Consider the following 26,362-nt stretch of genomic DNA (forward strand, 5'->3'; position numbering starts at 1 on the left):
CGGACGAAACGAAGTGATGATCGGCATGGTGCGGTTCCCCTCAGAACGCCAAGGTCGAACCAGCGGCGGGCAGTTTGGCCCCGGCGCTGCGCGTGCCGCTCGATTGAGCGCTCAGGATGGCAGTGCTCGAGGCCTTGCTGCTGACCGGTGTTTCGGTGGTTGCATTGCCGCGGGTCACTCGCACGCTTGGGCCAACATTGACCGGCGCGCCGCCTCCACCCGAAGCCCGGGCAGGCGAGGAGTCATTGCTGGCCGGCGCATCCTTGACCCCTGCGGTCGAACGCTGGAAGCGCGACACGTCGGCACCGGTCACGAAGGACGCAGTCTTGTCGATCGGACGGGCCATCGCAGCTTTCAGCAGTTTTTCTTCCTGTTCGGGCGAGGCATTGGCCGGGATCTGGACATCGCCTGAGGCAATCGCCCGTTCGAGCTCCGACTGGTTGTCCGCGATCGAACGCAGCGCCAGATTGATCGTGCCAAAGGTCTGGCCCACCGCAATCTTCTCGGCGATCTTGGGCGTTACCTCGAGCGTAACGGTGCGGAATTCGGTCACCACGGTCTTGCCGTCTTCATCGGTGGTCTTTTCCGTGGTCTGGTCAGTGGCGAGCACACGCAGGTTGCGCACTATCGTTTCGGCAGCCCGCAGCGGCGGACCATCGTCCAGACTTGGGATTTCCTGGCTCAGCACCAGGTCGACACGGTCGCCCGGGAAGATGAACCCGGCAACCCCGGTCATCGCCGACACCGGCACCGTCACGGCGCGCATACCCGCCCCGAGCGCTGCGGCGAGGAAGCCACGGTCGCCCGGGCTTACCAGCGATCCTTGCGTGACTGGTTCACCAGCGGTGACGGGATAACGCACCACGGTGCCGAGCAGCTTGTTCATGTCGGCTTCGCCGTCGATGAAGTAGGCGTCCTGCACCAATTCTTTGGGCCAGGGCTGAAAGCCCAGCGCATCGATGGTGATGATTGTGCCTGCGGGCAGAGCGCGCTTGGCGACCAGAACCCGTGGGCCGGTTGGCTGAGCGGCGGCCTCGGCTTTGGGGGCCGCGTCTCCAACGAAGATGCTCCGAGCAGCAAAGGCTGTTCCGATCGCGATGATCAGCGCGCCGAGCAGCAGAACCAGTTTCTTCCTATCCATGGCTTGTATAGCCCCCTCGTAAATGCCCTTAGCTGGTTAGCGGGCAGGTATGGTTTCTGCGTGTAAGTCCCGATTGGTTAAAATCGGGTTCACAGCGACTGAGCCGCAACAGCGGCGCTCGGCAGATAGTTGGCGGCGAGCACCCACAGCCCGCCAAACGCGATGGCGACGCCGTAAGGGATCGCCAGCCGTTCCTTTTGCCGACGAATGGTGTGCCAGAAGAACATCACAATGGTCAGCACGCCTCCGGCGATCGCCATGATCACCAGCAGCTGCATGAACAGTTCGGGCCGCACCCACAGCGCGAGCACAGTAAGCAGCTTCACATCGCCGCCGCCCATCGCCTTTAGCGCAAACAGTCCGGCCAGCAGCGCGAACGCGGCGAGCGCCATGCCAAGCTGGATCGCAACATCGGGCCAAAGGGACAGGCCGCTTGACCACCAGAACAGCGGCGCGCCCAGCGCAATCGCGCCGTTCAGCCAATTGTCGATCTGACGCCGGCGGATGTCGGTAAATGCGGCTACCACCAGTGCAATTGCCAAGGCGATCAGCAGTCCGTAGGTTATGGTGTTCGTCAACATTGTGCCCCCGAAGTTGCCGTGCGATGCGCACGGGCGGCCCTTCATTGGGGACATTGCTACAGCTTATGACTTACCAAATAGTAACCATGCTGGGAGGCTGGCCATTCACGATAATTCAACAAGCGCGGCAACGGACAGGAGAGCGATCCCCGCTGATGCGCGTGAGAGCACATGGCAGGCGGGCGATGGCCATGCGATCCGGCGGATCGACTGGCCCGGAGCAGGCGAGGGCGATACCCCGCGCGGGTCAATCCTGTTCTTTCCGGGGCGCGGTGATTTCTACGAAAAATATCTCGAAACGCTTGATCAATGGCACCGTGAAGGCTGGCGGGTCACAGCGTCGGACTGGCGCGGGCAGGCGGGGTCTGGGCGATTGGGCAAGGATGCAGTCACCGGGCATATCGAGGATTTCAACGTCTGGATCGATGACCTCGCGTATTTCTGGCCGCGCTGGGTCGCCGCAACACCGGGGCCGCATGTGCTGGCGGCGCATTCGATGGGCGGGCATCTGGTGCTGCGCGCGTTGGTTGATCATCGGGTCAGCCCCGATGCGGCGGTGCTGAGCGCGCCGATGACCGGGGTCAGCGGCCCGCCATTGCCGCTGCCATTGCTGCAAGCGGTCGCCAAACTGATGTGCACCGTGGGCGATCCCACCCGGCAGGCATGGAAGTGGAGCGAGAAGCCGGGTGAACTGCCTGCCGACCGCGCTGACCTGCTGACTCATGACGCGGAGCGCTACGCCGATGAAATCTGGTGGCGCGATCACCGCCCACAACTGGTGATGGGCCCGGCGAGCTGGCGCTGGGTCGAGCGCGCCTATGCCTCAACGCGGCGGTTGGAGGCGGCTGGCGCGATGGAGGCGGTGGACGTGCCGGTGCTGATCCTTTCGACATCATCCGACAAGCTGGTTAGCCACCCGGCCAATGTCGCCGCCGCGCGCCGTCTTCCCAAGGGCGAATTGGTGGCATTAGGCGAAGAAGCGCATCACGAAATCCTGCGCGAAGTCGATGCAGTGCGCGACCGCGTGATCGCAGCCATCAGCGAATTTCTTGATCGGGAGGCACCGCAAAAGTGACCGCCGCGACGATCTATGATTTTGCCGTGATCGGGGCCGGAATGGCCGGTGCCAGCATCGCCGCCGAACTCGCGCCCCATGCGCGCGTGCTGCTGATAGAAGCCGAAGACGCGCCGGGATACCACGCCACCGGACGCTCAGCCGCGTTCCGCGAAGAATGCTATGGCGGGCCGGGCGTGGTGCCATTGACGCTGGCATCGGGGGCCTATCTTGAAGAGCACGGTTTTCTGACCCCGCGCGGCGCACTTTACGTCGGGCGGGGAAAAGACCGCGCGGCGATGGATGCGTTTTTCACCACCTTCGCCGGGACGGGCGTGACGATCGAACGCCTGTCATCCGCAGCGCTTGCCGACATGGTGCCGCATATCCGCCCTGATTGGAGCGAGGCGCTGTATCAGCCGGCCTGCGCCGATATTGATGTGGCGGGGCTGCACCAGCATTATCTGGGCGCAGCACGGCGGCATGGGGTCGACGTGGCCTGCCGGGCGCGGGTGGCCCGGATTGATCGGCATGGCGGCGTGTCGACGATCACCAGCGAGCGTGGGCAGCAATGGCGCGCGGCCACGATTATCAACGCGGCGGGTGCGTGGGTGGACGAGGTGGCGCAGATCGCGGGCGTGCGCCCCATCGGCATCACCCCGCTGCGCCGCACCGTGGCGGTATTGCGGGTTGCTCCGCACGCGCCCGCTGATCTTCCGCTGGTGCTCGACATCAACGGCGGCTTTTATTTCAAGCCTGATAATGGCCGCCTGTGGCTCAGCCCGCATGATGAAGTCCCGTCTGATCCGTGCGACGCCGCTCCTGAGGAAATCGATGTCGCCATTGCCATCGACCAGTTTCAGCAGGTGACTGACTGGCGGATCGAAGCGGTTGAGCGGCGCTGGGCGGGCCTGCGAAGCTTTGCGCCTGATCGCCTGCCGGTTTACGGGGCGGACCCCGATCAACCGGGCTTCTTCTGGTTTGCCGGCCAAGGCGGATTCGGCATCCAGACCGCGCCCGCTGCTGCCCGGTTGGGGGCGCAATTACTGCTGGGGCAGGAGGCGGACGCGATGACCGCACGGATCGATCCGGCAATGTATGCGCCGGGGCGGTTTTACCTTACCAGACAAGCGCAAGCGGGCTAGCCAAGCTTTGCCCGATCTGGCAGGTTCGCTTTGTCAATCAACCACAAGGGAAGGGGAAAGCCGATGGCTCACAAGTTTGAAATCTACAAGGACAAGGCGGGCGAGTTTCGCGTGCGGTTCAAATATAATTCCGAGATCATGTTCTCGACCGAAGGTTATTCCAGCAAATCGAGCGCGCAGAATGCGATTGATTCGATCAAGAAAAACGGCCCCGGTGCCGAGGTTGAAGATAATAGCTGATTTGTGACGGTGCTGGCGGGGGCAGGCTGACGGTTGTCAGGCGTTCCCCGCCGCGATCCGCGCGGCTTCTGCGCTGGCGAGCGCATCGACCCGTTCGTTCTCCGGGTGGCCATTATGCCCGCGCACCCAATGCCATGTCACCTGATGCGGGCGCGCGGCTTCGATCAGGTCGTGCCACAAATCGGCATTGCGCACCGGCTTTTTGGATGCATTGATCCAGCCATTCCGCTGCCAGCCGTGAATCCACTTGCTCATTCCATCGAGCACATATTTGCTGTCAGAATACAGATCGACCGCGCACGGCTCGATCAGCGCGTTCAGTCCCATGATCGCGGCGGTCATTTCCATGCGGTTATTGGTGGTATCAGGCTCTCCGCCCGACATTTCCTTTTCGTGATTGCCCATCCGCAGCAGCACGCCCCAACCTCCGGGGCCGGGATTGCCTTTGCACGCGCCGTCAGTAAAGATTTCGACCTGTTTCATGGGCAAGAGCCTTGGCGGGCCTTGGTTCAGCCTGCAAGCACGTCCGCGCCTACAGTGTCGTAAAACTTCCAGCGGGCGGCGAATTGCATCGGGTCCTTGTGGGTGACCAGCGCATCATCGGGGGTGTCCAGCCAGTCTTCGGCGCGGCTGGCGACAAACCGCAGGCACGCGCCCTTCGCAATCGCTGGAAATAGCGCACGCTCCGCCAGTTCGAGCGGACGGATGCTTTCATAGCCTGCGATCAACGCGCTGCCGAGTTCGGGCTGAAACCGGTTCGCGCCATCAAAACACCACGCCGCATGGGTCACCGCCAGATCAAGCGCCATCGGCCCGGTGCAGGCGAAGTAGAAATCGATCAGGCCTGTCACCCGGTCGCCCAGCATCAGCACATTGTCGGGAAACAGATCAGTATGCGTCTGCGATACGGGCAGCGCGGCCAGATCGAGCGCCGCCGCCGCATGGGCGTGATCCAGCATCGCCGGAAGCTGCGGGTGAATGGTCGCCAGCCGTTCAGCACCGCAGGCATCAAGGATTGCCGCGGTTGCGGCGAAATCCATCGCATTGGCGCGGGTGCGCGGAAAATCGCGCGCGGCCAAATGCATCTGCGCCAGCACTGCGCCGACGCTGCGCGCCTGTTCTGCGGTGGGCCGGGCGGGTGAGACGCCGGGGAGGAATTCAATCAGCGCCGCCGCCTTATCCTCAACCATGCGGAACGACGCGCCTGACCGGTCGTGCATGGTGCGCGGCACCGGGCACCCTTTGGCCGACAGGTGATCGAGCAGGTCGAGGAAGTAAGGCAGATCAGCCGTTTCGATCCGCCGTTCATACAACGTCAGGATGAACCGTGCGCCGCACCCTTCAACGCCGGTGGTGTCCACCAGCCAGTTGGAGTTCGACACGCCTTCGGCAATGCCTTTGGCCGATACCAGCTCGCCCACGTCGTATTGCGCGATCAGGAGGGCAAGTTCTTCGGCCCCAAGGTGCGTATAAACCGCCATAGCGCGCGCCGTGCCGTTACTCGGTCAGCTGGCGCGGCAGTTTGAACACCATCTTTTCTTCCGCTGCGGTGATGGTTTTTTCCACGACCGGGCGATAGCGCCCCAGCGCGTCAACCACTTCGCGCACCAGAATTTCCGGTGCCGATGCGCCAGCGGTCAGCCCCAGCGTTGTCACCCCATCGAGCCAGGCAAAATCGATCTCGCTGGCGCGCTGGATCAGCTTGGCAGGCGTACCCAGCCGTTCAGCGACTTCGACCAGCCGCAGTGCGTTGGACGAATTGGGTGAGCCGATCACCAGCACCAGATCGCAATCCTGTGCCAGATCCTTGACCGCCGCCTGCCGGTTCGACGTGGCGTAGCAGATATCCTCTGCCCGAGGCCCGCTGATATTGGGGTAACGCCGTTCGAGCGCCGCGATCACTTCGGCCGTGTCATCGACCGACAAGGTGGTCTGGGTGAGGTAGGCCAGTTCCTCGTCGGAATCGAACGGCAGCTTGTCGACATCCTCGATCGTTTCTACCAGCGTCATCTGCCCCGGATTGACCTGACCCATCGTGCCGATCACCTCAGGGTGGCCTTCGTGGCCGATGAAAATGATGTGACGGCCCTTTTCGATCTGGCGTTCGGCCTGGCGGTGCACCTTGGAAACCAGCGGGCAGGTGGCATCGACATATAGCAGCTTGCGGCGCATGGCTTCGGCCGGAACCGCCTTGGGCACGCCATGGGCGCTGAACACCACCGGCGCATCATCGGGCACATCGTCCAATTCCTCGACGAAAATCGCTCCCTTAGCCTTCAGCTCATCTACAACGTATTTGTTGTGGACGATTTCATGCCGGACATAGACCGGCGCGCCATAGCGTTCGAGCGCCTTTTCAACGATTTCGATCGCCCGGTCGACTCCGGCGCAGAACCCGCGCGGGGCGGCGATCAGCAGGTCGAGCGGGGCGCGCGAAGCAATGGCTGTGTCGCGGTTGGTGGGGGCGGTGGCAGGAAAGGGCGCGTTCATGTCGCTTCCTCTAGCGCTTTGCGGTGTCTCTCGCTAGAGCGCGGTTGCGATATGGCTCTGCACAGAGCAGCGCACCGGATTGGGATTATAGGACGGCTTCTGATGATGCTTCGCATGCGTTCACTTTCTGCCCTTGCTGTCATGGCGGCGCTTGTTGGCTGCGCCAAGGAAGGTGATCTGGTGGTCGATCAGGGCGTTGGCGTCACCAGCGTGCTCACGCTGTGCCCGGCGGTCGGCATCCCTGACTATACCGGCGATGTCACCACCTTTCGCAGCGGCGATGATCGCAGTATCGACAGTCTTGATATCAGCGCGGCAATGACCAATCTGCGCGCCACCTGCAACGACACCGGCGAACAGGTCTACAGCGAGGCGACGTTTGATGTGAACGCCCGCCGCTCCGATACGCGCGGCGCGCGCACGGTGACCTTGCCCTATTTCGTGACTGTGCTGCGCGGCGGCAGCGCGGTGGTGAGCAAGCGGGTTGGCGAAGTCACCCTGACCTTTGCTGATGGGCAGGAACGCGCGAGCGCCGCTGGCAAGGTCGGGTCATACATCAACCGTGCCGATGCCGCGTTGCCCGACGATATCCGTGAAAAGATCACCAAAAAACGCCGTGCCGGGGATGCCGAAGCTGCACTTGATCCGCTGGCTGATCCCGAAGTAAAGGCCGCGATTGCGCGCACCCGGTTCGAAATGCTGGTCGGCTTCCAGCTGTCTGAATCGCAACTGGTGTATAATGTGACGCGTTAGTTTGTCCGCAGCCCATCCGGGCTGCGAAATCCTCGCTCATGCGGCCTGGCGGCCGCGTCGCTGCGGGCGGCCGGTCGGCCTTGCGACGCCTTTGGCGCCAAATTTTGGCTAATTCTATCGTCTTCCCGGGCTTGACCCGGGACCCCGCTTCCTTTCTTGCATCCGCGCAAGACGCAAGAGAAACCGATGACCGAAACCACAACCCTTTATGCCGCCTATGCGACGCTGATCGAAACCGTGCTGGGTGAACTGGTGATAGAAGGCGTGCTGCCTGCTGGCACGTCGTTCGCCAATGTCACGCTCGAACCGCCGCGCGATCCTGCGCATGGCGATTTAGCGACCAACGCGGCTATGGTGCTGGCCAAGGGCGCAGGCACCAATCCGCGCGCATTGGCCGAGGCAATTACCGCCAAGCTGCGCGCGCAGCCTGCGATCACCAACGCCGACATTGCCGGGCCGGGGTTCATCAACCTGCGGCTTGCGCCCGGCGCGTGGCTGGACGAGCTCAAAACCATCGCCGCGCTGGGCGATCAATATGGCCGTTCCAGCATCGGTGCGGGCCGCCGGGTCAATGTCGAATATGTCTCTGCCAACCCGACCGGGCCGATGCACATGGGCCATTGCCGCGGCGCGGTGGTGGGCGATGCGCTGGCCAGCCTGCTCGAATGGGCCGGGCACCGGGTGATCCGCGAATATTACATCAATGATGCGGGCGGGCAGGTGGATGTGCTCGCGCGCTCGGTGCACCTGAGATATCGTGAGGCGCTGGGTGATGATATCGGCGCGATTCCCGATGGGCTTTATCCCGGCGATTATCTGAAGCCGGTCGGCGCGGCGCTGGCCGCGGAGTTTGGCGACCAATATCGCACTGCGCCAGAGGATGAATGGCTGCCATTGTTCCGCAAGCAAGCCGTGGCGCGGATGATGGAACTGATCAAATCCGATCTCGCGATGCTGGGCATCCACCACGATATTTTTGCGTCAGAGGCCGAATTGCAGGCGGCAGGCAAGCCCGAAGCGGCGGAAGGCTGGCTGCGCGCGCATGATCTGGTTTACGATGGCGAGCTGGAAGCCCCCAAGGGCAAGGCCCCGCCCGAAGATTGGGAGCCGGTCGAACTTCCGCTGTTCCGCTCGACCAGATTTGGCGACGATCAGGATCGCCCGATCAAGAAATCGAACGGCGCATGGACATATTTCGGTGCCGATCTCGCCTACCATATGCAAAAGGCCGAAACCGCCGATGAGCTGATCGACATCTGGGGCGCGGATCACGCCGGCACGGTCAAGCGGATCAAGGCGGCGGTCGCGGCGCTGTCCGAAGGCGAAGGCCGCCCGATTCCGTTCGACGTCAAGCTGGTGCAGATGGTGCAGCTGATGCGCGGCGGTGAGCCTGCGAAAATGTCCAAACGCTCGGGCAATTTCATCACTATTGCCGATATGATCGATGAAGTGGGCAAGGACGTGGTGCGTTTCACCATGCTGACCCGCAAGCCCGAAGCGCAGATGGAGTTTGACTTCGTCAAAGTGGTCGAAGCGTCAAAGGACAATCCGGTGTTTTATGTGCAATATGCCCATGCCCGGATTCAATCGACGCTGCGCAAGGCGGCGGAAGCCGGGTTTGCGCCCGATCCAGCCGCGATCGACCGGTTGGGGGACGAGGAAATCGCGCTGATCCGCCGCGCCGCGCAATTCCCGCGCGAAATCGAGGCCGCCGCCCGCGCGCGCGAACCACATCGGATTGCGTTCTATCTCTATGATCTGGCAGGCGACCTCCATGCCTTCTGGAACCTGGGTAATGACCGTGTTGAAAAGCGGTTCATCGTGGAACAGGATGCGCAGCTGACTGCGGCAAGGCTTTTCCTTGGCACCGCAATCGGGCAAGTGATCCGCAATGGGCTTGGCGTGTTGGGCGTCCAAGCTGTAGAGACGATGTAGCCGTTTTTGGGGGAAAGCCACGAGGTTCGCCATGATCGATGCTGAATATGAAGAACTGAACGAGGCTGACGGCAAACTTGACCTTGCCGACACCGATAGCCTGCCGTGGCTCGAATCCGATGAGGAGGATGATGGCGCGGGCGGGCTGGATACGGCGCAGATCCTCGGCTTTGCCGCGGCGTTGGTGTTGTTGCTGGGCGCGGTTGTTGGCGGCGTTTGGTTCTTCACGAACAAGGCGGCTGGCGGTGATCTGGTGGCCGATGGCAGCGTGATCGAAGCCCCCGCCGGGCCGATCAAGGAGCGTCCCGAAAACCCCGGCGGCAAGACCTTTGCCGGAACCGGCAATGTTGCCCCCGTAGTGGGTGAAGGCGGCACGCGCCCGGCGGTGGTGGCGACCAAGGATGCGCCTGCGGCAACAACAGCGCCCAAACCGTCGATTTCAACAGTATCGAGCACAGATGCTGTTCCTGCCAGCGCGCCTGCCGCCATAACCGGCGTCGGCGTTCAGCTCGCCGCCTATGGCACGCGCGCGCGGGCCGAACAGGGGTGGAACGACCTGTCGCGCCGCACTGACAAGCTGGCGGGCGTGAAACACCGGGTGGTCGAAGGCAAGGTCGATATCGGCACGGTTTATCGCTTGCAGGCTGTGGTGCCGGATCGGGCTGCGGCCGAACAGCTGTGCGCGGCGCTGAAATCTGACGGGCTCGACTGCCAGATCAAGTAAGGGCGGCGTCAAAGGCGACCTATGCCAGCGCGCTGAGATGCTGACGCATCACGCGCTGGTTATGCTCAAGCGCCGCACGGGCTTAACCAAATCGCGATGGGCGATGCTCATCGCGCTTTGGTATTAGATCGGCTTTTCCCCGCCCTAGACACCCCCTTGCCCTTGCTTGCGCCGCGCTAGCCTGCGATTTTGCCCAGATGATTCCGGCAATCTTCGGCCTCAGCGGCCCGCATCTGACGGCAGACGAGCGCGCGTTTTTCCGCGATGCTGATCCGGCGGGCTATATCCTGTTCGCTCGCAATTGCGCCAGTCCTGAACAATTGCGCAGCCTGACCGATGACCTGCGCAGCATCCATGGGCGCGACCATCTGCTGGTGTCGATCGATCAGGAAGGCGGCCGAGTGGCGCGGCTCCGTCCGCCGCTGTGGTCGGCCTATCCCTGCGGTGAATCCTTTGATAAACTATATGAACTGGCACCGGCCAGCGCGATAGAGGCGGCCCGCGCCAATGCCACCGCGATGGGCCAGGAACTGTCGGCGATGGGGATCACGGTCGATTATCACCCACCGTTAGACCTGCGCCTTCCCGGCGCGCATGATGTGATCGGAGACCGCGCGCTGGGCCGCGATCCGATGCAGGTCGCCGCCTTGGGCCGCGCGATCATCGACGGGCTGGCCGCAGGCGGGGTTGCCGGGTGCATCAAGCATATGCCGGGCCACGGCCGCAGCGATGTCGATACCCACAAGGCGCTGCCCACCGTGACCGCGAGCGCTGCTGATCTGGAGGCCGACATCGCCCCGTTCCGCGCGCTGAATCAGGCGCTTATCGGCATGACCGGGCATTTGCTGTTCCCGGTGTGGGATGCGCAAAACCCCGCCACGCTGTCCCCCACCATCATTGCCGATATTATTCGTGGGTTAATCGGCTTTGATGGCCTGCTGCTGACCGATGATATCGACATGGAGGCGCTGGGCGGCACGATCCCCGAACGCGCCGCCCGCGCCCACGCGGCGGGGTGCGATATCATCCTCAATTGCTGGGCGAAGATGGCGGACATGCAGGGCATTTGCGCGGCGCTCCCGCCCATGTCAGCCGCCACCACCGCGCGGCTTGATCGCGCGCTGGCGGGCACGCGGATTGCCCCGGCGATGGCGCCCGACCATGCCGAATTGCTGGCGAAACGCGATGAATTGCTGGCGCTGACCGGGGCGGCGGCATGAACGACGTGGCCGAACCTTTCATGTTCCCGCAGACCGATCCGGCCAAGCCCGATACGGACGCGCTCTATCTCGAACTCGATGGCTGGGAAGGCCCGCTTGACCTGCTGCTCGATCTGGCGCGGCGGCAGAAGGTCGATCTCAGGCAGATTTCGATCCTCGCGCTGGTCGATCAATACCTGATCTATATCGAACGGGCCGGCGCGCTCAGGTTGGAACTTGCGGCCGATTACCTCGTGATGGCGGCGTGGCTCGCCTACCTCAAATCGGCGATGCTGCTGCCCAAGGCCGAGCAGGAAGACCCTTCGCCCGAAGAACTGGCGCTGCGCCTGCAATTGCGTCTGCAACGGCTCGGCGCGATGCGTGAGGCGGCGGCGCGGCTGATGGGGCGTGACCGGATCGGGCGCGATGTGTTTGTGCGGGGCGCGCCCGAAGGCCTGCGCACCGATCGCAAGACCGTGTGGCGCAGCGATATGTTCGCGCTGATCCAGGCCTATGGGCAGGTGAAAGCGCGCACTGCCCCGCGCATCTACCACGTCGCTAATCGCCCGGTGATGACACTCGATTCCGCGCTCGAACGGGTGTCGGCGATGTTGGGCGTGACGCTCGACTGGATGGATATCCGCGATTTTCTGCCTCCCCATGCTGAACCGGCACTGCGGCGCTCGGCATTGGCATCGAGCTTTGTCGCGGCGCTGGAACTGGCGCGGCGCGGGCGGGCGGAGTTGGCGCAGGAAGCGGCCTTCGCTCCCTTGCGCATCCGGCGGTTGAAGCAGGAAGCGTGCCCATGAGCAGCGAACCCGGAACGCTGGAACGCGCGGTCGAGGCGACCCTGTTCGCGTCAGACGAACCCATGACCATTGCCGCGCTGGCCGTGCATCTGGGCGGGGTTGAGCCTGCCGACTTGCGCGATGCGCTGAGCGCGCTCGCCACGCAGTATGCGGCGCGCGGGGTGCATCTGGTTGAGCGCGGCGGGCGCTGGCATTTTGAAACCGCGCCTGATCTTGCCCACTTGCTGCGGCGCGAAAAGGAGCAGGTGCGCCGGTTAAGCCGCGCGGCGACCGAAGTGCTGGCGATCATCGCTTATCACGAGCCGGTCAGCCGCGCTGAAATCGAATCGATTCGCGGGGTGCAGACCAGCGCAGGGACATTGGACGTGTTGATGGAGGCAGGCTGGATCAGACTGGCGGGCCGCCGCGAAGTGCCGGGCCGCCCGGTGATCTATGCCACCACGCCCGAATTTCTCGACCATTTCGGCCTCGCCAGCCGCCGCGATCTGCCCGGAATCGACGAATTGCGCGCCGCCGGGTTGCTCGATCCGGTCGATGATGCGCTGGAAGAAGCGATGCGGTTTGATCCCGATGATGCCGAAGCAGAAGGAGATAGCGCGTAACCGCGTTATCCTGCTACGAAGCCACCTGCGCAGCCGGGTGGCATCCCGGCGGCAAGGCCCCTATATAAGGGGCGCAACCCAACACGAGTCTCGCCCCATGAATATCGGTATCTGGCAAATCCTCATCCTCGCACTGGTCGTGCTGGTCCTGTTCGGGCGGGGGCGCATTTCGGAAATGATGGGCGATTTCGGCAAGGGCATCTCCAGTTTCAAAAAGGGGATGAGCGAGACTGAAGAGCCCGCGCCCAAGGCCCGGATCGAACCGCCTGCCAACGGCGCTCCCCCGGCAGAAACCCCTGCTCCGGCAGATAAAAACGACACGACCGGCGCGTAACCTCGCCTGAAGGAGGCGGTAGAGCCGCACCTCGCATGTTCGATATCGGCGCCGCAGAACTGCTGGTCATCATCATCGTCGCGGTCGTTGTGATCGGGCCGAAGGACTTGCCGCTCGCCATGCGCGTGGCGGGCCGGTGGATCGGTAAGCTGCGGCGGGTCTCGGCCCATTTCCGCAGCGGTATCGATACGATGGTACGCGAAGCCGAGCTGGAAGACATGGAAAAGAAGTGGAAGGCGCAGAACGAGGAAATCATGCGCCGTTCCGCTGCCCTGACCGAGGCTGAGGTGGCGGCCAGTTCCGATGCGGAGCTGATGGCCGGGCCGCCCCCGGTTGATGCGCCTTCCGATACTCCGGCGGAACCTGCGCCCGAAACCCCTCGCAAAGGCAGCGATCATGCTCAAGATTGATGATCTTGACGAGAGCCGCGCGCCGCTGCTCGATCACCTGATCGAACTGCGCACCCGCATCATCCGCGCCTTATTGGCGCTGGCGGTGGGGTTTGGGGTGTGCCTGTATTTCGCCGACGATATCCTCGGCTTTCTGGTGTGGCCATTGAAGCAGGCGTTCCCCGATGGCGAGGGCCAGCTGATTTTCACCAAACTGCCCGAAGTGTTCTTTGTCGAGCTGAAAGTCGCGCTGTTTGCGGGCTTCATGGTCAGCTTTCCGATCATCGCCAACCAGCTCTGGGCGTTTGTCGCACCGGGGCTGTATGCACGTGAGAAGAAGGCGTTTCTGCCGTTCCTGATCGCGACCCCGCTGCTGTTTCTGGGCGGCGCGTCGCTCGCCTATTTCGTGGTGATGCCCACCGCGTTCCGGTTCTTCCTCGGGTTTGGCGGGGAGGCGGGGGGGATGCAGCTACAGGCCTTGCCCAGCGCGGGCGAATATCTCAGTCTGGTGATGCAGTTTATCCTTGCCTTCGGGCTGACGTTTCTGCTGCCGGTGCTGTTATTGCTGCTGCACCGCGCAGGGATTGTCACCCGCGCGCAGATGGCGGGCGCGCGCAAATATGTGATCGTCGGGATTTTCGCGATTGCCGCGATTGTCACGCCGCCCGATCCCGGCTCGCAGGTGATTCTGGCGCTGCCGCTGATCCTGCTGTTCGAGGCATCGCTGGTGCTGATGCGGTTGCAGGAGCGCAAGGTTGAGGCTGGGCGCGTGGCCGACACCGAGGAACAGGCGGCGGCGGAGTAATTACTCGCCGCTCACCTTCACCCCGCCGATCCACACCTCATGCACCTGCGCGGCGCGAATATCGTCGGGCGAGGCGAGCAGCGGGTCGCGGTCAACCAGCAGGAAATCCGCGCGTTCGCCGGGGATCAATCGGCCGAAGCGCCCTTCGGCGAACCCGGCAAAGGCCGCGTCGGAGGTGAACCCTGCGAGCGCCTGTTCACGGCTGACGGTTTCTTGCGGCAACCACCCGCCGAACGGCTGGCCATCGGCATCGGTGCGGCTGATCGCGGCGGCGAGGCCCGTGAAGGGATCGGCAGGTTCAACCGGCGCGTCCGATCCGAACGCCAGCCGTCCGCCCGCTGCCACGATGCTGCGCCACGCATAGGCCCCGCCCAGCCGATCCGGCCCCAGCCGCGCTTCGGCCATTGTCCGGTCAGACGTCTGGTGCAGCGGCTGCATCGAGGCGATGATGCCGTGCTGGCCCACCCGCGCGATGTCAGCCGGATCAATGATCTGCGCGTGCTCAATCCGCCAGCGCCGGTCGCCGGCATAGCTTTCGGAAAGTTCCTCGATCGCCGCCAGAACATCGGCATTGGCCGCATCGCCGATGGCGTGAACGGCGGTCTGGAAATTGTCCATCGCGGCGCGGCTCATCAGGTTGCGCAATTGCGCCGGGGTGAGGAACGCCAGCCCCTTGACCCCGGCTTCATCGGCGTAAGGCGCCTTCAGGCTCGCCCCGCGTGATCCCAATGCGCCGTCGAGGTAAATCTTGATCCCGCCCATCCGCAGTTTGTCGTCATACAGCCAGCCAGTCGGCTGCGGCCCGGCGACCAGTTCCAGCGTGTCGAAACTGTCGGCATAGGCCATGATCCGGATGCGCAGCCGTCCGGCATCGCCCGCGCGGCGATAGGTGCCCCAATCAGCCATGTCGGTGCCCATATCGGCAACCGCTGTCACACCCTTGGCTAGCAGCACTTCCTGCGCGCGAAAGAAGGCGAGATCGCGGTCTTCGGGGCGCGGCGCGGGAACGACCTTGGCGACCAGACCGATGGCGTTGTCGATGAACACGCCCGTTGGTTTGCCGCTGGCGTCGCGGATGATCATGCCGCCTGCCGGATCGCGCGTTTCGGCGGTTACGCCTGCGGTGGTGAGCGCCAGCGTGTTGCCCCAATTGGCGTGATTATCCGCGCGTTCGAGCCACACCGGACGATCTGCCACCACTCCATCAAGCTCAGCCGCCGTGGGGAAGCGGCCTAAGCCCCACTTTTCCTGATTCCACCCGCGCCCCAAAATCCACGGGCGACCGGGATTGTCATCAGCAAACGCCTTGACCTTCGCCAGCGCATCGTCAAGCGAGGTGGTGTCCGATAGGTCGAGCGTCAGCGCGGCAAAGCCGATATCCATCACGTGCACGTGCGCGTCGATCATGCCGGGGATCATCACGCGCCCCTGCCCATCCAGCCGGAAATCGACCACGGGGCGTTTATCCCGGCGCCCCAGCACCGCCGCAACCTTGCCCTCATCATCGAACACCAGCCCGGTGAAGCGCAGCACCTTGCCTTCGCCATCAATCGTCACGCCATCGACATTATCGATCAGCGTATCGGCCAGCGCAGGGGCAGAAAGGGCGAGCAACGAGCAGGCGGCAAAGGCAAAAGCAAGGGTGCGGCGCATGGGTTTCCTTTGGGCAGGGTGATTGTGTCGGGCAAGACAGACCGGACGCGGTGACTATCGCCTTGCCGCGCGCTTGCCAATCGCAGCCGAATAGAAAATCCCTGCGTAAACAAATTGCCCTTGGCGCGCCGAGCCTCTAATCGCCGCGGCATCATGTCGACACAGCCTGTATCATCCCGCCCCAAAGGTGCCGCCGCCAGCCCGGCCGACCTTACCATTGACGATGTCCGCGCCGCCGCCGCGCGGATTGATGGCGCGGTGGTCAAAACCCCGATGATGCATTCGATCACCCTGTCGGAAATCACCGGCGCGGATATCTGGTTGAAGTTTGAAAACCTGCAATTCACCGCTGCTTACAAGGAACGCGGCGCGCTCAATGCTTTGCTGCTGCTCAATAATGAACAGCGCGCGCGCGGGGTGATTGCGGCCTCGGCGGGGAACCATTCGCAAGGCCTGTCGTACCACGGCACCCGGTTGGGCGTGCCCGTCACCATCGTCATGCCGCGCACCACCCCCACGGTAAAGGTGATGCAGACCGAAAGCGTCGGCGGCAAGGTGGTGCTCGAAGGCGAAACCTTCGACGAAGCCTATACCCATGCCCGGATGCTGGAAAAGGAACTGGGCCTGACCTTCGTGCATCCGTTTGATGATCCCGATGTGGCAGCGGGCGCGGGCACGGTGGCGCTGGAAATGTTCGCCGTGAAGCCTGATCTGGATTGCATCGTCACGCCGATTGGCGGGGGCGGGCTGATTTCGGGCATGGCAACCGTGGCCAAGGCATTGAATCCGGACATCGAAGTTATCGGCGTGCAGGCCGGGCTGTTTCCTTCGATGTTCGACCGAATCAAGGGTGAAAGCCACGATTGCGGCGGCGATACGCTGGCCGAAGGGATCGCGGTCAAACAGCCGGGCGATTTCACCGCGCAGGTCATCGCCGAGAAGGTCGACGACATTCTGCTGGTGGATGAACCCGCGCTGGAAAAGGCGGTGGCGCTGCTGCTCCAGATCGAAAAGACCGTGGTCGAAGGTGCGGGCGCGGCGGGGCTGGCGGCGGTGCTCAGCAATCCGGAGCGGTTTGCCGGCAAAAGCGTCGGCCTGGCGCTGTGCGGCGGCAATATCGACACCCGGCTGCTCGCCAATGTGCTGCTGCGCGATCTGGCGCGGCAGGGGCGGCTGGCGCGGCTGCGGATCACCTTGCAGGATCGCCCCGGCGCGCTGTTCAAGGTGATGCGCCTGTTTGACGAACACAACGTCAACATCATCGAAATCTATCACCAGCGGATTTTCACCACGCTGCCGGCCAAGGGCCTGATTACCGATATCGAATGCGAAGCGCGCGATGCCGATCAGGTCGATCGGCTGGTTGAAGGCCTGCGGGCCAAGGGATATTCGGTGCAGATGGTCGAACTGGCCTGATCCGCGCGAAACTTCGCCTTGCGGGGAAGGCGAAACCTCCCGATTCAAGCCATCGCCGATGATCTTCGTGCGGCAGACCGTGCATTCCCGCGTATAATTCGCATGGATTTATGGTTAAGGGACTTTTACCGCGGGGCCAGTGCAGGCATAAGATTTTCTTAACGCTTGCACTGACGCGATTCACGCGTGAAAGGATACGCCCAACCCGTGACGGCACCGATCCGCTTTCCCCGGTTCTTCGTGACCAGCCCGGCGCCGTGCCCCTATCTGCCGGGGCGCAGCGAACGCAAGGTGTTCACTGAACTTAAAGGCCCCCACGCCGATCAGCTGAACGAGGCTTTGGGCCGCATCGGGTTCCGCCGCAGTCAGACGGTGGCTTATCGCCCGTCCTGCCTCGATTGCCAGGCCTGCGTTTCGGTGCGGGTGGTGGCCGGCCAATTCCAGCCTTCAAGCACGCAAAAACGCGATCAGAAACGCAATGATGATCTGATCGTCACCGAATGCCGCCCGTGGGCGACCGACGAACAGTTTGACTTGCTGGCGAAATATCTCGGCGCACGCCATCCTGATGGCGGTATGTTGGCGATGGATGAACTCGATTATGCCGACATGATCGAACATACCCCGGTGTCCAGCGTAGTGACCGAATATCGCGAACCGGGGCTGGGCGGAGGTCCGGGGCGGCTGATCGGTGCCTGCCTGACAGACCGGCAAAGCGATGGCCTGTCGATGATCTATTCGTTTTATGATCCCGACCATCAAACGCGCGCGGGGCTGGGCAATTTCATCATCCTCGATCACATCCGCCGTGCTGCCGCCGAAGGCCTGCCCTATGTCTATCTTGGCTATTGGGTCGAAGGCAGTCCGCGGATGCAATACAAGGTGCGTTACCGTCCGCTGGAACGGCTGACCCGCGAAGGCTGGCAGTTGATGGATGCGGAAGAACAGCAGCGGCTGATCGCTGCGGCGACCGCGCCGCGACAGCCGCAGGACGCGCCGCTGGTCGGTGCGCGGGGCAAGGATGGCCAGCCTGTCAAGTTTCCGGAAAGCTGAGCTCCGCCGCTTTTTCAAGCTTGCTCTCGCACTCACCGCAGGATTGGGGCAGGGCGCGCTGGCGCTGACAGCGGTGCCGGTGGCGGCACAAGACGCGCCAGAGGATGTTGGCACCGCGGCAGAGCCGCCGGGCGAGGCCTTGCCCGCCCCGGATTTTGCGCCCGAACCAGCGCCGGTTCCGCTGTCGCTGGACGCGCTGATCCCGGTTGACGCGGTTGATGACCCCGATCTCTGGGCCGCAGCCGGGGTTGCCAATCCGGCCGCAGCATCCGAAGAAGTCGGCTTCGCGCTAGACACGTCCAGCCCCGTGCTTGACCCCGCCTTGACCGGGCTTGCCTCCCAGTCAGACTCGGCTTTGATGGCTGACATTGATGCGGTTTTTGCCGATCTGACACTCGATGCGCCAACCCCGCTTGAACCTGATCCCGAGCTTGAAGCGCTCGCCAGCATTGCCGCGCCAGTGTTGGCTGAGTTGCCCGAACTGGAAGAAATCCGGATCAATAAGACTGTCGTGGTGGCGGTGCCGGTGGCGCCGGATGCCTTTCCTGAGGGTCGTAGGTTTATACAACGGTTCAGAGAGTTGTCGAACTTGCGACAGATCGGCGACGATCCGGAATCGGTGCCGCAGGTGGCTTCCAGCGCCCGCGCGGACGAAGAATTGCTCGGTAATATGCTGCGCACTTACGGCTATTATGATGGCGACGTGGTGCGCCAGCTATCGGGTGGCCGCCGTGCGCGCGAAAACGGCGATGCCGATGTCGAAAATGTCGCCACACAGCCCAGCGTCCGGTTCGATATTCTGCCCGGCACCCGCTACCAATTCGGCCGCGTTGACCTCGGCGCGCTGCCTGCTCTGCCGGAGCCTGACGCCAGCCGGTTGATGGCGGCGTTCGCGATCAAGCCGGGCGATCCGCTTTATGCCGATCGGATCATAGAGCGCGAGATCGAACTGCGTGTGGCGCTGGGTGAAAGCGGTTATCCCTTTGCCAATATTGAAGAACCCGAACTGCTGATCGATCACGCCCGGAGCGAAGGCGATCTGACGCTGGATGTCCAGCCGGGCGGTAAATATGTGTTTGGCGAAATCGTTAGCAGCGACCCCCGGTTCCTGTCCGGGCGGCATTTTGCACGGATCGCCCGGTTCGACCCCGGTGATGGGTTCCAGCAGAGCCTTGAAACCGACCTGCGCCGCGCGGTGATCGCCACCGGGTTGGTGTCGAGCGTCACCGTCACCCCGCGCGAAACCCGCGCGCCCGAAGGCGATCAACCGGGCGAAGTCGTGCTCGACGTCGGGTTTGAACGCGCGCCGCTGCGCACCATCGCGGGGGCCATCGGGTATGGCACCGAAGATGGTTTCAAGGTCGAGGGTCGATGGGAGCACCGCAACCTGTTCCCGCCCGAAGGCGCGCTGCGGCTGCGCACGATCCTTGGCACGCGCGAAGCGCTTGCCAGCATCGGAGTGCGCCGCAACAATTTCCGTGGCCGCGATCAGGTGCTGAGCGTCGATCTGTTTGCCAGCGACATCACCACGCAAGCGGTGGATTCGCGTGGCTTCGGGACGCGCGCAACCTTTGAAAAAGTGTCGAACCTGCTGTTTCAGAAGCCGCTGAGTTGGCAAATCGGCGGTGAGTTGCTCTATACTGACGAGCGCAATCGCACCGTCAGGATAGCACCTGGAGGCCCGCTGCCGCGCCGCAGCTTTCTGATCGGCGGGCTGTTCGGCAGCGTCACATTGGATGGCAGCGATGATCTGCTCGATCCCACCAGTGGTTATCGCGCGACGCTCTATCTCGCCCCGGAAGCGTCACGTTCGCAAGGGGCGGGGTCGTTCTATCTGCGCACGCAGGGCGATGCCAGCTACTACCAGTCGGTTGGAACAACAGTGCTGGCCGGGCGTGTGCGAGTGGCAACCATTCAGGGCGCTGATGCCGATGATATCGCACCTTCGCGGCGGCTTTACGCTGGCGGCGGCGCATCGGTGCGTGGTTTCGGGTTTCAGGGTGTTGGCCCGCGCGATGCTTTCGGCAACCCGATTGGCGGGGCATCGCTAGTCGAATTTGCGCTCGAAGCACGGGTCGATACGCCGTTGTTCGATGGCGCGCTTGAAGTGGTTCCGTTCATCGATGCGGGTTCGGTCAGGCGCGGATCGACCCCCGGGTTTGATGAATTTCGTGTCGGCGCCGGGATTGGTATTCGTTACAAGACCACCTTCGGCCCGATCCGTGTCGATGTGGCGACCCCGGTCAATCCGACCCCGTTTGATAGCCCGGTGGTGGTCTATGTCAGCCTTGGGCAGGCGTTCTGATGGCCGATATGCCTGATACCGCGCCCTCAAAGCGCCGCCGCTGGGGCAAGCGGCTTGGGTGGGCGCTGGCGCTGTTGCTCGCCCCGTTTGTGCTGGTTGCCGGGTTTCTGGCTACACCAATCGGCAAGCGTGTCATTGCCGATCAGATTGCCGCCGCCGCTCCGGCATCGGGCCTGCGCTTCAAGGTCGGACGGATTGAAGGCGATATCTATAGCAAGGCGGTGCTGCGATCGGTCGAGGTAAGCGACCCCAAAGGCGTGTTCCTGACTATTCCCGAAGTCCGCCTTGACTGGCGGCCGCTGCATTGGCTGTGGAGCGGGCTGGATATTCGTGAGGTCACAACCCGGCGCGGGCGGCTTGAACGGCTGCCCGAACTGCTGCCCGGCGATTCCGATGCACCATTGCTGCCCGATTTTGATATCCGGGTGGACAAGCTCGCGATGGAAGACCTGGTGATTGCCAAGGGGGTGGCGACCGACAGCGATGAACGCGCCAACCTGCACGCCAAGGTTGATATTCGCGCAGGCCGCGCGCTGATTGATGCCAAGGCGCAATTGGGCGCGCAGGATCGCATTACGCTGCTGCTGGATGCAGAGCCTGATGGCGACCGCTTCGATCTTGATGGCGATTATCTTGCGCCTGCAGGCGGGGTGTTGGCCGGGCTTGCCGGGTTTGAGGCGGGCTATAGCGCCAAGGTGGTCGGGGATGGAACCTGGGCGCGCTGGCGCGGGGTGGCAGTGGCGCGGCGCATTGCAAAATCAGCCGATGGCGACAGGGTTACAGCGCCAGTGGCGGCGTTCCAGATTTCCAACGACGCGGGGCGTTACGGCGTGCTGGGGCAGGTGCGCGCCGGTTTGGGTGACCGAACCGTGGTTGCACGCGCGCTGGGCGACCAACTGTCGCTGGCCGCGAATTTTGCGCTCAAGGACAGCGTGATCGAAGGGCGCGCGGCGGCGGTATCCAACGCGATTGACCTGCGCAGCGGCGGGGTGGTCGATCTGGCGGATAAGGCGGTAGACGGCGCGCGGGTGATGTTGACGTTGCGCGATCCCGATCTGCTGGGGGCAGGGCTGCGGCTGGAGGGTGCCAAGCTGGCCGCCAATCTCAGCGGTGACTTTGATGACCTGGCGATCAAGCACCGGATTGATGTTGCTCGGCTGCAATCGGGTGACGTGACGGCAGATGGGTTGGTGCAGGAAGGCAGCGCGCGGTTCAATGGCAAAGCGATTTCAGTGCCGCTGGCGGTGACGGCTGAGCGGGTGACGACCGGCATTGCGCTGGCCGATCCGCGATTGGTCAAAGGGCGGCTGGGCGGCGCTCTGACCTATGATTTTGCGCGCCAGCGGCTTGATGCCGATAATGCCCGGATCACCTTCCCCGGTTTGGAGGCGGTGCTGGCGCTGCGCGGCGATGTGGCAGCTGGAGCCTATGCGCTGGCGGGGCCGGTCACCGCGCGCGGGCTCAAAATTGATGGCGCGGGTGATATCACCGCCAATGCCAAGATCCTTGCCAAGTTCGGCCCCACTGTGCCGTGGAGCCTGCGCGCCAATCTGGCGGGCGTGCTCGACGCGATCGGCAATCCCACCATCGTCAATCTGGCGGGCGAGCAGATTCGATTTAATGGCGCGTTGGGCATGGGGGCAGGCGAACCGATAATCCTGCGCGAAGTGGCGATCACCTCAGCCCGGCTCCACGCGCAGTTCGATAGCAAGCTGGTGCCGGGCAGCGATGGCACCCGCACGACGCTGGCGGGGAGCGGGCGGCAGGCGGACTACGGCCCGTTCACCTTCGATGCCGAAATCGCCGCCGATGGCCCGCGCGCGGTGATGGTGCTGGCCGATCCTTTGCCAGCAGCAGGCCTCAAGGATGTGCGTGTGGCGCTTGCGCCCAGCGACGAAGGGTTCGGGTTTGATGTCGCAGGCCAATCGCTGCTCGGGCCGTTTTCCGGCGCACTCGAACTGTTTTTGCCTGATGCCGCGCCAGCCAGGATCGCGGTCAACCGGCTTGAAGTCTATCGCACCAATGTGACCGGCGCGCTCACGTTGGGCGAGGCAGGCATGACGGGCGACTTGCGGCTGGCGGGCGGCGGGGTGAACGGCACCGTGAACTTCCGGCCACAGGCCGCAGGGGCAGTTGGTTTTGCGGTCAATCTGGCCGCCCGCAATGCGGCATTCGCAGGGGAAACCCCGATCAGCATCGCCCGCGCCGACATCGCCGCCACCGGCCGCTATGCCGATGGCAAGGCGCGGGTTGATGCCGATATCAGCGCGGCGGGGGTGGAATATGGCGCGCTCAACATTGCCAATCTCACCGCCAAGGCGGCGATTGATGATGGACGCGGCAAAGTGACAGGAGCGATTGCCGGGCGGCGGGCAGATCGCTTTGCGCTCAATTTTGATGCCACACTCGCGCCCGAACAAATCGCCGCTGCGGTGCGCGGGGAATATGGCGGGGAGGCTATCACCATGCCGCGCCGCGCGGTGCTGACCGCGCAGGAGGATGGCGGATGGCGGCTTGCCCCAACGCAGATCGGTTTTTCGCGTGGTTACGCCATTGCCGAAGGCCGCTTTGGCGGGGATGAGACCGCGCTAGAGGTAAAGCTGGCGCGGATGCCGCTGCGACTGCTTGATCTGGCGGGGGCGGGGCTTGGGCTGGGCGGGCGGCTTTCGGGTGTCATTGATTACCGCCAACAGGGCCGCGCGCCGCCATCGGCCACGGCGCGGGTGCGGATTGACCGCTTCAGCCGCGCCGGGCTGGTGTTGTCATCCAAACCGGTCAATGTGCTGGGGGTCATCGACCTTTCGGCAGATCGGTTGACGGCAGCCGGACGCCTTCTTGAAGGCGATGCACGGCTTGGTGATGTGGCGGTCAGGATCACCGGGTTGGGCGAGGACGGTGCGTTGATGGAGCGGCTGACGCGCGGGCGGCTGGATGCTCGGTTGGCGTTTGATGGCGCGGCGGAAACGTTGTGGCGGCTGGCAGCGATCGAGGCGTTCGACCTCACCGGCCCAGTGACCATCGCCGCACGCGCCACCGGAACGCTCGGCGACCCGCGCATATCGGGAACGCTGGCGAGTGATAATCTGACGCTCGAAAGCGCTGTGACCGGCACCCGCATCGAAACGGTGAAAGCCCGCGGGCGGTTTGCCGGTTCGCGGCTCGAACTCTCCCGCTTTGCCGGAAACACGCGCGGCGGCGGAACAATCACCGGCAGCGGCACGGTCGATCTGGCCGGGATCAGCGCAACGCGCGGCCCGCAGCTTGATCTGCGCGCTGCGGCCAGGAATGCGCGGCTGCTGGACGCAACCGGGCTGGAGGCGACCATCACCGGTCCCTTGCGGATCGTCTCCAGCGGGCGGGGCGGCACCATTGCAGGGCGTGTGACGATCAATCGCGCGCGCTGGGCACTGGGGGTCGCAGCCGAAGACGTCGCCCTGCCGCAAATCGCCACGCGCGAAATTAACGGCGAAGGCGGGGGCGGGCGCACGCAGGTATCGGCGCGGGACAACGCATGGCGCTATCTGGTCAATGCCACGGCCCCGAACCGGGTCGCAGTGGACGGCATGGGGCTTGAAAGCGAATGGGGGATCGACATTGCGCTGCGCGGCACGGTCAATGATCCGCGCATCGGCGGCAGTGCGCGGTTGGTGCGCGGGGATTACACCTTCGCCGGAACCCGGTTCGAACTCACCCGTGGCCGCATCCTGTTTGATGAGAACGAGCCGATTGATCCGCGGCTGGATATCCTTGCCGAAACATCGCGCAGTGGCACCAATGTCGATATTGCGATTACAGGTAACGCGCAGTCGCCCGCGATTGCGTTTTCGAGCGAACCGGCGCTGCCAGAGGAAGAAATCCTGTCCCGGCTGCTGTTTGGCGGGTCGGTAACATCGCTGTCAGCGACCGATGCTGTGCAACTGGCCGCTGCGCTGGCGGCATTGCAGGGCGGCGGCGCAGGACTTGACCCGATTGGCGAGCTGCGCCGTTCAATCGGGCTGGATCAATTGCGGATCATCAGTGCAGATCCGCTGATCGGGCGCGAAACCGGGGTTGCGCTGGGCAAGAATATCACCCGCAACCTTTATGTCGAATTGCTGACCGATGGGCGCGGATACAGCGCCACTCAGGTCGAATACCGGATCACCAGCTGGCTGGCGCTGCTGGGTACGGTATCGACCATTGGGCGCGACAGCGTGCTTGTGGAAGTGTCGCGGGATTATTGAAGGTAAAGTTCAGCCTCAGCCGCGCGGCGACGCACAAGCCCTTTGAGCACCCGCCCGCCCGCGCGGTTCCAGCGCGCAAATTCGCGCGCGGCGCCCTGATAGTCACCCACTATGTGTTTTTTCGTCAGCGTCGCACGGGCAATCGCGCCGGTGTTGTAGTGAAAGCTGACCAACGCATCGAATTGCGATTGCGTGGCGGGGGCTTCCCCCAGCGCGCGCGCAACATCGGCGGCATAGCGCACCAGATCATCGGTCAGCCGGGCATCGCATTGCGCCTGCGTCCAGACAGTGCCCTTGGCGATGCGTCCGCCATGCACATGATCGCGCCCCGTCGCGCCCCAGCCGATGGTCCAAGGATCGCCGCCGGTGCCGGGATCGGGGTAGGCCTCGACCAGCCCATCGGTGCGCAGCCGCGCGCAGCCTTCAAACCGCTTGATCAGGGCGATTCCGGCAGGGCCGATGGTGCGCGGCTGGCGCTGGCGGCGAATGGAGGGGACAGACGCGGTGGCAGGCTCCCTTTCCAGCGCCGGTTTCGGCCTTTCAACGTCATCGAGCGCGGCGTCGATTTGCCTGACCTCCGACTGCCGGAATCCGCGTCCAAGCAGGCGGTGAATGATGTCGAAGACCGGCTTGCGGTCGGGGGCGGCGGTTTTGGTCATGGGGGCACCTCGATGGCTGGGGGCGGAAACACGAGGTCTCCTGACTAGGCAGAAAAAGGTGGTGTAGGAAAATGCAAAATCGCCCGCGCGGCACCTGATTGCTTGCCGGAGGGGTCATTCCTGCCCGATGATTGCACCCGGCCTATGGCGCGGACCATGCGAGCGTGGCCGGGGCGTGTGTGACGATCCGCAAAGCGTGGTTCGACACCTCCGCCGTGCTGGCCGAGGTTGGCGGCAAGGTCGCACTCCACACCGCCGAACAGATCGCGGCTGCGGGCGGGCCTGTGACCAATGGGGGGCAGTAGGCCGTCCGGGCAACCGGGCGGCCTTCGTGCGTCAGGGTTACGGTTTGAGCGCGGTGAGCAGGGTTTCGCAGGCGTAATAGTCCCGTGCGCATTCCGCTTCGAGCAAGGCGGCGGCTCCGGCGCGATCGATGTCGCCGCCGCGCCCATCGATCATCATGTCGGCCAGCACCACGCAGCTGTCGCGGTCGCCGGTGTCGCAGCCCTGACGATAGGCGCGGCGCGCCTGTTCCCACGCGGCGGTCCGTTGCGCGTCAGTGGCAGCTCTGTCGCCAGCGTCGCAGGCTTCGGTCACGATCGCCCGAGCACCTTCGTTGTCGTATTGCGCTGCGGCAGCGCGCGCGGCTTCAACCGCCGGACTTTGTCTAGACGCGATTACTGGTGCCGCGAGCAAGGCCAGACCGGCAAGCATCTTCAAGAATGGCATCGAATTTCCCCCAAGGCCCCACAGGAGCTACGCGAATTCCAACGGGAATCGTCGGCGGGGGGAGCCGAATTGTGCAGGCTGGATGGGTCGTTCCTGTAAAGATCTCTTGACTGACAAGAGGTC

At 63.8% G+C, this 26,362-nt stretch carries 25 protein-coding genes; 17 read left to right on the forward strand and 8 right to left on the reverse strand.

The genetic code is table 11. The features are described 5' to 3' along the window. Positions 1-40: 40 nt before the first annotated feature. Together cpaB and ABIE62_RS00615 are read right to left on the reverse strand one after the other, a co-directional pair. Entirely contained in the window at positions 41-1,141 is a 1,101-nt protein-coding gene (gene cpaB / locus ABIE62_RS00610; protein ID WP_354322667.1) for a Flp pilus assembly protein CpaB, read from the reverse strand. A gap of 89 nt (positions 1,142-1,230) precedes the next feature. Continuing rightward, positions 1,231-1,722, reverse strand: a complete 492-nt coding sequence (locus ABIE62_RS00615; RefSeq protein ID WP_354322668.1) for an A24 family peptidase — start codon at positions 1,720-1,722, stop codon at positions 1,231-1,233. Here ABIE62_RS00615 and ABIE62_RS00620 point away from each other — a divergent pair. The 3 genes from ABIE62_RS00620 (at position 1,706) to ABIE62_RS00630 (ending at position 4,161) form a co-directional block, all read left to right on the forward strand. After that, positions 1,706-2,797, forward strand: coding sequence for an alpha/beta fold hydrolase (locus tag ABIE62_RS00620; protein WP_354322669.1), 1,092 nt, complete (start codon positions 1,706-1,708; stop codon positions 2,795-2,797). The genes ABIE62_RS00615 and ABIE62_RS00620 overlap by 17 nt on opposite strands. Beyond that, the gene (locus ABIE62_RS00625) at positions 2,794-3,921 is read left to right on the forward strand and encodes an NAD(P)/FAD-dependent oxidoreductase (protein ID WP_354322670.1); all 1,128 of its coding nucleotides are present in this window, start codon (positions 2,794-2,796) and stop codon (positions 3,919-3,921) included. The genes ABIE62_RS00620 and ABIE62_RS00625 overlap by 4 nt, the downstream gene beginning before the upstream one ends. A gap of 63 nt (positions 3,922-3,984) precedes the next feature. Then, positions 3,985-4,161 (forward strand): YegP family protein, encoded by a 177-nt coding sequence (locus ABIE62_RS00630; RefSeq protein ID WP_354322672.1) that lies wholly within the window; start codon positions 3,985-3,987, stop codon positions 4,159-4,161. 36 nt (positions 4,162-4,197) lie between these two features. Here the strand turns inward: ABIE62_RS00630 and rnhA are convergent, their stop codons facing one another. Genes rnhA through ispH form a run of 3 tightly spaced genes read right to left on the reverse strand, consistent with a single transcriptional unit; the run spans position 4,198 to position 6,651 of the window. Beyond that, positions 4,198-4,644 (reverse strand): ribonuclease HI, encoded by a 447-nt coding sequence (rnhA, locus tag ABIE62_RS00635; protein ID WP_354322673.1) that lies wholly within the window; start codon positions 4,642-4,644, stop codon positions 4,198-4,200. A 26-nt stretch (positions 4,645-4,670) separates the two neighbouring features. After that, a complete protein-coding gene (locus tag ABIE62_RS00640) occupies positions 4,671-5,642 on the reverse strand; it encodes a homoserine kinase (RefSeq protein ID WP_354322675.1) in 972 nt (323 codons plus the stop codon). Positions 5,643-5,658: 16 nt separating this feature from the next. Beyond that, positions 5,659-6,651 (reverse strand): 4-hydroxy-3-methylbut-2-enyl diphosphate reductase, encoded by a 993-nt coding sequence (gene ispH, locus ABIE62_RS00645; protein WP_354322677.1) that lies wholly within the window; start codon positions 6,649-6,651, stop codon positions 5,659-5,661. A 102-nt stretch (positions 6,652-6,753) separates the two neighbouring features. Here ispH and ABIE62_RS00650 point away from each other — a divergent pair, with 102 nt between their 5' ends. From ABIE62_RS00650 to tatC, 9 genes are all read left to right on the forward strand, one after another. Beyond that, positions 6,754-7,404 (forward strand): hypothetical protein, encoded by a 651-nt coding sequence (locus ABIE62_RS00650; RefSeq protein ID WP_354322679.1) that lies wholly within the window; start codon positions 6,754-6,756, stop codon positions 7,402-7,404. A 186-nt stretch (positions 7,405-7,590) separates the two neighbouring features. Further along, positions 7,591-9,339: an arginine--tRNA ligase gene (gene argS / locus ABIE62_RS00655; protein ID WP_354322680.1), complete on the forward strand. Its 1,749-nt coding sequence runs from the start codon at positions 7,591-7,593 to the stop codon at positions 9,337-9,339. 31 nt (positions 9,340-9,370) lie between these two features. After that, a complete protein-coding gene (locus tag ABIE62_RS00660; protein ID WP_354322681.1) occupies positions 9,371-10,063 on the forward strand; it encodes an SPOR domain-containing protein in 693 nt (230 codons plus the stop codon). Between the two features lie 197 nt (positions 10,064-10,260). Then, positions 10,261-11,283, forward strand: a complete 1,023-nt coding sequence (gene nagZ, locus ABIE62_RS00665; RefSeq protein ID WP_354322682.1) for a beta-N-acetylhexosaminidase — start codon at positions 10,261-10,263, stop codon at positions 11,281-11,283. Continuing rightward, positions 11,280-12,071, forward strand: a complete 792-nt coding sequence (locus ABIE62_RS00670; RefSeq protein ID WP_454184760.1) for a segregation and condensation protein A — start codon at positions 11,280-11,282, stop codon at positions 12,069-12,071. Before nagZ ends, ABIE62_RS00670 begins: the two co-directional genes overlap by 4 nt. Continuing rightward, positions 12,068-12,673 (forward strand): SMC-Scp complex subunit ScpB, encoded by a 606-nt coding sequence (gene scpB / locus ABIE62_RS00675; RefSeq protein WP_354322684.1) that lies wholly within the window; start codon positions 12,068-12,070, stop codon positions 12,671-12,673. The genes ABIE62_RS00670 and scpB overlap by 4 nt, the downstream gene beginning before the upstream one ends. A gap of 97 nt (positions 12,674-12,770) precedes the next feature. Further along, a complete protein-coding gene (gene tatA, locus ABIE62_RS00680) occupies positions 12,771-13,007 on the forward strand; it encodes a twin-arginine translocase TatA/TatE family subunit (protein WP_354322686.1) in 237 nt (78 codons plus the stop codon). Between the two features lie 35 nt (positions 13,008-13,042). Then, positions 13,043-13,417, forward strand: a complete 375-nt coding sequence (gene tatB, locus ABIE62_RS00685; RefSeq protein ID WP_354322688.1) for a Sec-independent protein translocase protein TatB — start codon at positions 13,043-13,045, stop codon at positions 13,415-13,417. Then, positions 13,404-14,201 carry a twin-arginine translocase subunit TatC gene (tatC, locus tag ABIE62_RS00690; protein WP_354322690.1) on the forward strand — a complete coding sequence of 266 codons (798 nt, stop codon included), beginning with the start codon at positions 13,404-13,406 and terminating at the stop codon, positions 14,199-14,201. Before tatB ends, tatC begins: the two co-directional genes overlap by 14 nt. Here tatC and ABIE62_RS00695 read toward each other — a convergent pair whose 3' ends face one another. Beyond that, on the reverse strand, positions 14,202-15,854 hold the full coding sequence (locus ABIE62_RS00695) for an amidohydrolase (protein ID WP_354322692.1): 1,653 nt from the start codon (positions 15,852-15,854) through the stop codon (positions 14,202-14,204). Between the two features lie 153 nt (positions 15,855-16,007). Between ABIE62_RS00695 and ABIE62_RS00700 the strand changes: the two genes are divergently transcribed. The 4 genes from ABIE62_RS00700 to ABIE62_RS00715 all read left to right on the forward strand — a co-directional run bounded on the left by ABIE62_RS00700 (position 16,008) and on the right by ABIE62_RS00715 (position 24,851). Beyond that, entirely contained in the window at positions 16,008-17,270 is a 1,263-nt protein-coding gene (locus ABIE62_RS00700; protein WP_354322693.1) for a threonine ammonia-lyase, read from the forward strand. Positions 17,271-17,477: 207 nt separating this feature from the next. Next, a complete protein-coding gene (locus tag ABIE62_RS00705) occupies positions 17,478-18,323 on the forward strand; it encodes an arginyltransferase (protein ID WP_354322695.1) in 846 nt (281 codons plus the stop codon). Beyond that, positions 18,292-20,628: a BamA/TamA family outer membrane protein gene (locus ABIE62_RS00710; RefSeq protein ID WP_354322697.1), complete on the forward strand. Its 2,337-nt coding sequence runs from the start codon at positions 18,292-18,294 to the stop codon at positions 20,626-20,628. The genes ABIE62_RS00705 and ABIE62_RS00710 overlap by 32 nt, the downstream gene beginning before the upstream one ends. Further along, a complete protein-coding gene (locus ABIE62_RS00715; RefSeq protein ID WP_354322699.1) occupies positions 20,628-24,851 on the forward strand; it encodes a translocation/assembly module TamB domain-containing protein in 4,224 nt (1,407 codons plus the stop codon). The genes ABIE62_RS00710 and ABIE62_RS00715 overlap by 1 nt, the downstream gene beginning before the upstream one ends. Here ABIE62_RS00715 and ABIE62_RS00720 read toward each other — a convergent pair. Then, positions 24,845-25,510, reverse strand: a complete 666-nt coding sequence (locus tag ABIE62_RS00720) for a lysozyme (protein ID WP_354322701.1) — start codon at positions 25,508-25,510, stop codon at positions 24,845-24,847. The genes ABIE62_RS00715 and ABIE62_RS00720 overlap by 7 nt on opposite strands. 179 nt (positions 25,511-25,689) lie before the next feature. Between ABIE62_RS00720 and ABIE62_RS00725 the strand changes: the two genes are divergently transcribed. Next, entirely contained in the window at positions 25,690-25,815 is a 126-nt protein-coding gene (locus ABIE62_RS00725; protein WP_354322703.1) for a hypothetical protein, read from the forward strand. A 37-nt stretch (positions 25,816-25,852) separates the two neighbouring features. On the opposite strand, the gene ABIE62_RS00730 is transcribed toward ABIE62_RS00725, so the two are convergent. Continuing rightward, complete coding sequence (locus ABIE62_RS00730; RefSeq protein WP_354322704.1) at positions 25,853-26,239, reverse strand: hypothetical protein; 387 nt, start codon at positions 26,237-26,239, stop codon at positions 25,853-25,855. Between the last annotated feature and the right edge of the window lie 123 nt (positions 26,240-26,362).

This window comes from Porphyrobacter sp. MBR-155, from assembly GCF_040547625.1.
Lineage (GTDB): Bacteria > Pseudomonadota > Alphaproteobacteria > Sphingomonadales > Sphingomonadaceae > Erythrobacter.

Excerpts from the sequence above, each read along its gene's own strand:
- tatB (WP_354322688.1), top strand. The coding sequence starts at position 13,043 with ATGTTCGATATCGGCGCCGCAGAACTGCTGGTCATCATCATCGTCGCG.
- tatC (WP_354322690.1), top strand. The coding sequence starts at position 13,404 with ATGCTCAAGATTGATGATCTTGACGAGAGCCGCGCGCCGCTGCTCGAT.
- ABIE62_RS00695 (WP_354322692.1), bottom strand. The coding sequence starts at position 15,854 with ATGCGCCGCACCCTTGCTTTTGCCTTTGCCGCCTGCTCGTTGCTCGCC.
- ABIE62_RS00640 (WP_354322675.1), bottom strand. The coding sequence starts at position 5,642 with ATGGCGGTTTATACGCACCTTGGGGCCGAAGAACTTGCCCTCCTGATC.
- argS (WP_354322680.1), top strand. The coding sequence starts at position 7,591 with ATGACCGAAACCACAACCCTTTATGCCGCCTATGCGACGCTGATCGAA.
- rnhA (WP_354322673.1), bottom strand. The coding sequence starts at position 4,644 with ATGAAACAGGTCGAAATCTTTACTGACGGCGCGTGCAAAGGCAATCCC.
- ABIE62_RS00700 (WP_354322693.1), top strand. The coding sequence starts at position 16,008 with ATGTCGACACAGCCTGTATCATCCCGCCCCAAAGGTGCCGCCGCCAGC.
- ABIE62_RS00660 (WP_354322681.1), top strand. The coding sequence starts at position 9,371 with ATGATCGATGCTGAATATGAAGAACTGAACGAGGCTGACGGCAAACTT.
- ABIE62_RS00620 (WP_354322669.1), top strand. The coding sequence starts at position 1,706 with ATGGTGTTCGTCAACATTGTGCCCCCGAAGTTGCCGTGCGATGCGCAC.
- ABIE62_RS00650 (WP_354322679.1), top strand. The coding sequence starts at position 6,754 with ATGATGCTTCGCATGCGTTCACTTTCTGCCCTTGCTGTCATGGCGGCG.
- ABIE62_RS00715 (WP_354322699.1), top strand. The coding sequence starts at position 20,628 with ATGGCCGATATGCCTGATACCGCGCCCTCAAAGCGCCGCCGCTGGGGC.
- nagZ (WP_354322682.1), top strand. The coding sequence starts at position 10,261 with ATGATTCCGGCAATCTTCGGCCTCAGCGGCCCGCATCTGACGGCAGAC.
- scpB (WP_354322684.1), top strand. The coding sequence starts at position 12,068 with ATGAGCAGCGAACCCGGAACGCTGGAACGCGCGGTCGAGGCGACCCTG.
- tatA (WP_354322686.1), top strand. The coding sequence starts at position 12,771 with ATGAATATCGGTATCTGGCAAATCCTCATCCTCGCACTGGTCGTGCTG.
- ABIE62_RS00710 (WP_354322697.1), top strand. The coding sequence starts at position 18,292 with ATGGCCAGCCTGTCAAGTTTCCGGAAAGCTGAGCTCCGCCGCTTTTTC.
- ABIE62_RS00670 (WP_454184760.1), top strand. The coding sequence starts at position 11,280 with ATGAACGACGTGGCCGAACCTTTCATGTTCCCGCAGACCGATCCGGCC.
- ABIE62_RS00615 (WP_354322668.1), bottom strand. The coding sequence starts at position 1,722 with ATGTTGACGAACACCATAACCTACGGACTGCTGATCGCCTTGGCAATT.
- ispH (WP_354322677.1), bottom strand. The coding sequence starts at position 6,651 with ATGAACGCGCCCTTTCCTGCCACCGCCCCCACCAACCGCGACACAGCC.
- ABIE62_RS00720 (WP_354322701.1), bottom strand. The coding sequence starts at position 25,510 with ATGACCAAAACCGCCGCCCCCGACCGCAAGCCGGTCTTCGACATCATT.
- ABIE62_RS00730 (WP_354322704.1), bottom strand. The coding sequence starts at position 26,239 with ATGCCATTCTTGAAGATGCTTGCCGGTCTGGCCTTGCTCGCGGCACCA.
- ABIE62_RS00630 (WP_354322672.1), top strand. The coding sequence starts at position 3,985 with ATGGCTCACAAGTTTGAAATCTACAAGGACAAGGCGGGCGAGTTTCGC.
- cpaB (WP_354322667.1), bottom strand. The coding sequence starts at position 1,141 with ATGGATAGGAAGAAACTGGTTCTGCTGCTCGGCGCGCTGATCATCGCG.